This is a genomic window from Zarconia navalis LEGE 11467 (assembly GCF_015207075.1).
Lineage (GTDB): Bacteria > Cyanobacteriota > Cyanobacteriia > Cyanobacteriales > Geitlerinemataceae > Zarconia > Zarconia navalis.
In genome coordinates this window covers 1-7,468 of sequence record NZ_JADEXN010000249.1, presented here as the reverse complement: position 1 = coordinate 7,468, position 7,468 = coordinate 1, and the positions used below count along the sequence as shown (strand labels likewise).

Here is a 7,468-nt window from a genome sequence, read left to right as displayed (position 1 = left end):
GCCCAAAGCAACTTGCAACGAGATTTCACCCGCTCTCCTTGCAGTCCGAAAAATCGCTCCAAAATGCGGGCGACGTTGGTATCGAGAACGGCGGCACGGCGATCGAACGCGCCTGCCAAAATCGCTCGCGCTGTATATTTGCCCACTCCGGGCAATTTCAGCAGTGCGGCTTCCGTCTTCGGAATTCGACCTCGATTCGATCTAACGATCGTTTGCACGGACTGGCTCAATCGTTCGGCCCGAAAAAACAAACCCAACGGTTTTAAGATTTGTGCTATCTCTTCGATGGGTGCTGCTGCGAGTTGTTCTGGGTGGGGATATCGATCGAGCAGGGCTTCGTAGATGGGGGCAACCGTTGCCGCGTTGGTTTTTTGCAACAGGAATTCAGCCACGAAAAGCCGGTAAGGTTCTTGGGTGTGCCGCCAGGGAAAATCGCGTAAGTTGTCTTTTGCCCAACTTCGCAATTGGCGACGGAACCACTGGAGTTGCCTCGGTTCGAGATGTGTCACGTTCGCTTTTGAGATTCAATCGGGTTGTCAGATCGATCGTACCAATCTCAGACCGACCCGAAAGCGATAGAGTAGAGAATACAGATTCTTCGATCGGGAGAACGTTACCCATGCCCGTTTCTCGTACCCTCGTCAGTACGATCGCCGCTCTGTCCCTGGCTTTGCCCCAGATCCTCCTCCCCAACAGACAAGTTGCCGTCGCCGTCGAGCAAATGCCGAATATTTTAACCGTTAGCGGACAGGGAATTGTGTCGATTCCAGTTTCCCTGGCTCAAGTGAGGTTGGGCGTAGAAGTTTTTGCCCAGACGGCTCAGGAGGCACAGACCGAACTCGAAGAGGAATCGTCGGCACTGATGGGATTATTGCGCTCGAGCAATGTCGATCGACTCGAAACCACCAGCCTCCGATTCAATCCAGTATACGGCTCGCGCGACGACGAGCGCGTCCTCACGGGATATTCCGCCCAAAATATCGTCAGTTTCCGGGTCGATGTCGATCGGGCGGGAATTATCGTCGCCCAGGCCCTCGAAGCCGGAGCAACGCGGATCGACAGTATTAGCTTTGCCGCCGCTGATGAGGCGATCGAAGCGGCTCGAACTAACGCACTGCGCCTTGCAACGCGAGATGCCCGCACTCAGGCAGATATCATTTTAACCGAACTCAATTTGACCCCTCTCGAAATTGTGCGCATCGATGCCCAGGCTGGGGAACCTCCCGTCCCAATGTTGCTCGATCGGAACGAGTTTGCGGCAACAACGCGCTCGGCTGGCAACGTGTCGTTCCCGATCTCGGGCAGCGAACAACAAATTAGAGCGTTTGTAACCCTGCAAGTTCGCTATTAAGCGAAGCATCTTCGGTTCTGACTCTCGTGCTGTCTCCAGCTTCCCAGATTTTAAACTTATTCGCTTCTGCCAGCGCTGGGTTAATCCCAAACCAACGTCCGTTTTCATCCCGATATTCAAACAAAAACATACTCCGCAACAGCAGTTGATAGTCTTCATCGCCCTGGATGCTTTGTTGCTTGACAGCCTCGAAGAGTAGCTTCCATTCGTCATCGCTAATGGCGGCAATCAAATCATCGCGATATTCTTTTATCACGTTTTCCACCGTCTCCCGCGAAATCGGCGGATCGTCTTGCTGCAAGCAGCTATAGAGCAATCCGAGGGAGTTGCGAACGTGACCCCCACTGACGCGGCAAAGTCGATCGAGGGTTTCGAGGGAATCGAACACTTGGGAACATTGTTCCAGGCGCGCCGCCGGGTCTAAAGTGGGAAATGCCCGCGCTAAGAGCATTTGTCGCATCAAGTTCATACCGGGTGCGCAGTCGCCACCATCGCGCACCCGTACGGGAACCATGGGGAGAACTTTGGGTTTAACCCCAAATCGACCGATCAGCCGTCCGATATCGTTGGAAAAAATCAACGCCAGGGGAATGGTATAAACCAAATGGCAATTGAGCTTTTTGAGCTGTTCGCCGCGATCGACGAATAGGTATTCTGGTTGGGTGCGTCCGGAGGCTTTACGGGTACTGTCGAGGCGATCGAGGTTATCTACAATCACCACGATGCCTTGTTTTCCCTGACGTTTGAGCTGCTCGGTGGCCGGCCCGAGCAATTCGTTGTTGATGGTTTCGAGAATGCCGTTGGTGCGAGGCTCTAGATATTGCCGCAGTTGGGAGCGCAGTTTGGGGCTATCTTTGGCCTTTGCCGTAATTTTCCCGATGCCTCCAGGTAAGGAATACTCAACTCCCGTTTCTTCCCCAGCCGCAACGGTACCGAATCCGGGAATGGAGGCTTCGCCACTCAGGGCAATGGGCGTGTTGAGCAATTCGACGGCCCCTTGAAGGAGGGATTTAAATCCGCGCGGTTGCAGGTGGATATTTTCTCGCTCTAAGCTTTCGCTAACTTGACGGGCGATCGCCATGAGAATATCGCTGATATCCACATCAGCCATGTCTAAGTCTTGAGAGGACTCGAAATAGACAACGTGAAATCCTTTTTTCTCCAGTTCGGCTTTGAGGCGAAACAGTTCGGTGGATTTCCCACAGCCGATATGTCCGGTGAATAGCTGACAGCTGGGGTCGTCAGAACCTAGAAGCGAGATGGTTCTGCCCAACTCCCGAACGATATTCGTTCCCCGAACCTGGGAAAAGTCGATGTAATACTGACGGTCTTCTTTATTGCCAACCACCAGCGTTTTGCTGGGGTTACAGGCTTTAAAAAATTTAGGTAAGTTGAAGTTCATGCTTTGGAGTTGCAAGTCGCAAAGATCGGGTTCTTAGCTCGAAGGAAGACCGCACAAGAGTTCTAAATGTTAACTTGGCATAGGGAAGCGGTGACTGGGTAGGGGGGTGATGGGAGTGGGGGGTGATGCCATCTTCGAGGACTTCGGGAACAGGAGAGGCTTTGAGAAGAGGGGAAAAGTTGATGGACAATCGACAACGAACGATCGCGAAAAATCGGTGACTCGCGATTCTCCCCTTGCGCCAAGCGCCCGAGCGTGGAATTTATTTAAAATTCGGCATAGCCCGTCAGCTTTGTGCGTCTTTGCGTCCGGAGCGTCTCCCGTTTCTCCAAATACTGTGTTTGAGGATGCTCGTTCGAGCAGGGTTTGTGGTATTTTTGGATACAGCTTCGATCTTAATTTTTGATTGCGGCGATCGCTGCTAGGCTTAGCAGTGCGATCGACCGAGAACGATCTATCCAAAATGAACATAGAGGAATTTGTCCGGCTTTCCATCGGAAGCTGGAGGTCGCAGCGTAGCGGTCACAATCTTGCGTTTCAGCATTTTGAAGAGGTGCGATCGACCATTGAAATCGTTGCCCTCGAACTTGACGATCCAGCCACGATCGAACTTTGTGAGTCTTACGGTATCGAGCTTAGCCAAGCCACTCATCCATTTGGAATGAACTGGCGGGGAGAGTCGGATTGGGATGACGATGAAACCATCGAGGGTAGCTGTATTCTGGTTCCCGTACCCGATCGAGATCGTCCCAACAGCGGTAAGCTTCTGCGTTCTCAAGGCTATGCAGAAACCATGGCTGCTGCTGGAGAGTACCGTTTGGGCGAAGATGGTACTTTCGTCCTCGAAACCCAGTACGATCGCGCCGCTGCTGAAGAACGAATTTGGTTTGCTAACCCAAATCTTCGATTTCGCGTTTCCCTGATTAAAACCAGCAATGGAGAAGGGGTACTAACTGCCTCGTTTGCTTCAGAAATTCGGATGACCGTTTCAGAAAATCGAGAGAAAGTCGAAACCGAAACCGATCGCATTTCTACGGCAAGCTCTTAACCTCATCGTTTCGATGGTTGTCGAACAATTTGAGAGGCTAAGAAATAGATTTAAAAATAACTAAATATGGACATCGGAACCACCGATATGAAAACCCCATCTGAGGATACGATCGCTCTATCTCAATGGATGGCGGGCGCATTTAGCAATCAAAAGCAAGCATTAGAAAACTCCAAGCTTTATGCCCATATTTGGGTCTTTTTTCGGCCGCTGCCATTTGAATTTTTTTCGGGCATCGGTTTCTACTCCGAACAAGTTTACGATTACGACTTGTGGAGTCCCTATCGCCAAGGAGTTCATCGAATGGTCGATCGCGGGGATAGTATTTATATCGAAAACTACGGTTTATCCGATCCGGTTGTCTATGCAGGGGCCGCACGAGAGCCGAGTATTCTCAAATCGATTACGCCCGATTGTATCGAGCGCCGTCATAACTGCTCGATGATTTTCAAAAAAGACGGCGATCGCTTCTTGGGTTGTGTAGAACCGGGAAATCAATGTCTGATTCCACGAAACGGACATCAAACCTATTTAGTCAGTGAAGTTGAATTAACTCAAACCACTTGGATTAGTTTAGATCGAGGTTATGATATCACCACCCACGAGCACATTTGGGGGTCTGGGGCCGGGCCTCTTAAGTTTGAGAAACGAGAAAGTTTTGCCCGCGAGGTTCCTACCTCAATCCCCCCACAATAATTCTCCATCAACTAAAACCCAACCCATGCTGCCTCCCCAGGCTGAAAAAAAAATGCGGTCTTGGGTTCGCAGTCGCCATCTCATTCGCTCGGGAAATTTTTTTATTTTTGAGACGGTAGAGTTTTCCACTGTCGAGCGATTTACCGACTGCGTTAAAAGTTTGGGTGGTACGGTGATTGCCGTCGATTCGATTAAAAAAGTTTGGATCGGCAATCACCGACAAGTCGTTCTTTACCAAGTTAAAGCAAGCTTGCATACTCCACACCACGATCTCAAACAGTATTGGGTAAAATATGGGAGTTTCTACACCCGCTTTGATGAACGAGGCTAAGGGAAAATTAATAATTAGCCCTTAATGATGGCGCAAAAGAGTACCATTCGGACGCTTCACGATCGCCTCATTCATCAATCTGAGGAATTTGTTTGGTAAAGTTACAATACTTTTTCCAAAGAATTCGACCGCTCGATCGCATCGTCAATTTAGAGATCGAGACGATCGACAGACAATTCCTCTACTTGTTGTAAACTTTCAAAGACTCTCGGGCATTTTTGAGAACTTCTTTTTGTTTGTCATCTGGACTTTGCTTGTTCAGACAAAATTGTGCAATGTCCTCAAACATGGGTGCGACGTTGTTCCAGCCATGGGTTTCAATAAGCGTTCCCATTTTATAGCGAAGCTGTCCGTAGTATTTGCCGATATCTTTATCTTCACATTTCTTCAGCAGCTTGAGAATATCACCAACAGCTTTAGAATTAGCCACAAAGTTTTCGGGGTTTTCAAAAAAATCATCTAGTTGCTTCTTTTCCTCGGAAGTCAGTTGCTCTGCATCTTGAAAAATTGAAGCCCAAATACTAGCAGCCAGAATGACGGTTACGATTAAAAACTGCATCGTTTTTATCCTCAAAAATTGATAAATGAACTTAAGACAGATTGCCCATGAGTCGAGTTTTAGCCCAATTTTTTGCAATCGGGATTGGATTGCAGTATTAACAACTGCAATCGAATTTAATGCTAAAAGTTCGTAAATTTAGCCTGGATCGAAAAATTTATTTCGCGCGAAAATCAAGAGCGTGCTTGGGTTAAAGCCACGCAGGCAATGCGTTCCCGATAAATTAATTGCATTCCTAAGAAAGGAATTTAAGAAACCTGTTCCTGGTACGTGAGTCATTCCCCCTACAGGTTCCTTTTGACTTCACACGACGGGTATTGCGTTTGTGAAGCTGCTTTTGCTAACGCTTCATGCGATTTTGCTTCATGCCGTTTAAGGGGGGTATGTAATGCAGACCCGATTCTTACTTGCTCTAAAGTGGCTTTTTATTGCGGACAATGTCATCCGTAATTATACTGAACTTTTGGAAATTTGACAAAAAGTCTCAAATGGTCCTGTACGGGTTCGTACATTTTAAACATCCGAAACTTGAATAATGTTATGAATTTATAACATTATTTTACGGACTCGCTATCTTTATCAGGAATCTGATACTCGAGTATACCAATGGAAACACCCATCGAGAGTACCCGAAGCAGGTACTCTCGATCGATACAATACATCAAAAAAATTTACGATCGAACTTCTGATATTTCTGATGGGGTTCAATCGATCGGCTTCCCATTTTTTTCTCATTCGATCGAGTCGATCTCAAATATCGAACGCCAATATTTTTCGCTCTTTCTCAAATTAGATCGAACAATTTTAAATCGGTCGAAGTACGATGCGTTCTCAAAGTAGTTCATTGGAAGGAATCGCAATTCAGATGTCAAGTGCGGAAGCCCCAATTCTCCAAAACGATAATTCCACACGCAGATGACATTACTATATATAATGAACCGTAGCCTAACTTAACAAAAGTCATCACCCCGAGGAAACATTGTCACTATCGCCTCCTCCTCCTTTTTGACTCGTCTATTTCGTTGCGTCCATCAGGTTTAGAACTGCTGTGTTAAACACCTTTATAGCCGACTTCCGGATTATCTTCGATCGCGACCCTGCTGCCCGAAACGGGCTAGAAGTTCTATTTTGCTATCCGGGGTTGCAAGCGATCTTGTTCCATCGCTTTGCCCACTGGCTTTATTCCATTGGCATTCCGTTTATCCCTCGCTTCATTTCTCATATTTCCCGCTTTTTGACGGGTATTGAGATTCATCCCGGTGCCACCCTCGGGAAAGGGGTGTTTATCGATCACGGTATGGGTGTGGTGATTGGCGAAACGGCGATAATCGGCGATGGTTGCCTGATTTACCAGGGCGTTACCCTCGGCGGGACTGGAAAAGAGAGCGGTAAGCGCCACCCCACCCTCGGTGAAGGCGTTGTGGTCGGTGCCGGTGCAAAAGTACTCGGCAACCTATACATCGGCAATGACGTGCGTATCGGTGCGGGTTCGGTAGTGTTGCGAGACGTACCGTCCGACTGTACCGTGGTTGGGGTTCCCGGTCGAGTCGTCTACCGTTCTGGGGTGCGCGTCAATCCCCTCGAACACGCTCAGCTTCCAGACTCCGAAGCCGCCGCCATCCGGACTTTAGTCGATCGCATCGAATCCTTAGAAGAAGAAGTCCAACACCTCAAAAGCCAGCAACCGAAAGTCGAAGCCCTCGTATCGGCTTGCAATCTAAAAAAAACAGCCCCGACCTGTCGGATCGAAGATAAAACCATTAAGGAATTTTTAGACGGGTCGGGAGTTTAAAGTCACCGAGAAGTCCATGATAGAAGTCGATCGGCTCAGCAAAATCTACGGCAGTACCCCCGCCATTGAAGATGTTACCTTTTCGGTGGGAGAAGGGGAAATTCTCGGCTTTCTCGGGCCGAATGGGGCGGGGAAAACGACGACGATGCGGATTTTAGCCGGGTTCTTGCCGGCAACGGCAGGAACTGCTCGGGTTGCCGGATACGACGTACACGATCGCTCGATGGATGTCAGGCGGCGGATCGGTTATTTGCCCGAAACCCCACCCCTGTACCCGGGGATGACTGTC

Annotated in this window: 9 protein-coding genes; 6 read left to right on the top strand and 3 right to left on the bottom strand. The window is 48.8% G+C overall.

All coding sequences use genetic code 11. The features are described from left to right. Positions 1 to 509: HhH-GPD family protein (locus tag IQ235_RS13680; protein ID WP_264322009.1), on the bottom strand; the 509-nt coding region annotated here is incomplete at its 3' end. 110 nt (positions 510 to 619) lie between these two features. On the opposite strand from IQ235_RS13680, the gene IQ235_RS13675 reads away from it, so the two are divergent. Beyond that, on the top strand, positions 620 to 1,351 hold the full coding sequence (locus IQ235_RS13675) for an SIMPL domain-containing protein (protein WP_264322008.1): 732 nt from the start codon (positions 620 to 622) through the stop codon (positions 1,349 to 1,351). Here IQ235_RS13675 and IQ235_RS13670 read toward each other — a convergent pair. After that, positions 1,317 to 2,753 carry a P-loop NTPase fold protein gene (locus tag IQ235_RS13670; protein ID WP_264322007.1) on the bottom strand — a complete coding sequence of 479 codons (1,437 nt, stop codon included), beginning with the start codon at positions 2,751 to 2,753 and terminating at the stop codon, positions 1,317 to 1,319. The two genes, IQ235_RS13675 and IQ235_RS13670, sit on opposite strands and share 35 nt — an antisense overlap. Before the next feature lie 463 nt (positions 2,754 to 3,216). Between IQ235_RS13670 and IQ235_RS13665 the strand changes: the two genes are divergently transcribed. From IQ235_RS13665 to IQ235_RS13655, 3 genes are all read left to right on the top strand, one after another. Continuing rightward, positions 3,217 to 3,801: a phycobiliprotein lyase gene (locus IQ235_RS13665; RefSeq protein WP_264322006.1), complete on the top strand. Its 585-nt coding sequence runs from the start codon at positions 3,217 to 3,219 to the stop codon at positions 3,799 to 3,801. Positions 3,802 to 3,888: 87 nt separating this feature from the next. After that, a complete protein-coding gene (locus tag IQ235_RS13660; protein WP_264322005.1) occupies positions 3,889 to 4,497 on the top strand; it encodes a chromophore lyase CpcT/CpeT in 609 nt (202 codons plus the stop codon). Positions 4,498 to 4,522: 25 nt separating this feature from the next. After that, entirely contained in the window at positions 4,523 to 4,828 is a 306-nt protein-coding gene (locus IQ235_RS13655; RefSeq protein WP_264322004.1) for a CpeR family transcriptional regulator, read from the top strand. 181 nt (positions 4,829 to 5,009) lie between these two features. Here the strand turns inward: IQ235_RS13655 and IQ235_RS13650 are convergent, their stop codons facing one another. Next, on the bottom strand, positions 5,010 to 5,387 hold the full coding sequence (locus IQ235_RS13650; protein ID WP_264322003.1) for a hypothetical protein: 378 nt from the start codon (positions 5,385 to 5,387) through the stop codon (positions 5,010 to 5,012). Between the two features lie 1,048 nt (positions 5,388 to 6,435). Here IQ235_RS13650 and cysE point away from each other — a divergent pair. Continuing rightward, a complete protein-coding gene (cysE, locus tag IQ235_RS13645; RefSeq protein WP_264322002.1) occupies positions 6,436 to 7,179 on the top strand; it encodes a serine O-acetyltransferase in 744 nt (247 codons plus the stop codon). A 16-nt stretch (positions 7,180 to 7,195) separates the two neighbouring features. Then, positions 7,196 to 7,468, top strand: a 273-nt coding sequence (locus tag IQ235_RS13640; protein WP_264322001.1) for an ATP-binding cassette domain-containing protein, incomplete at its 3' end; no start/stop codon positions are given.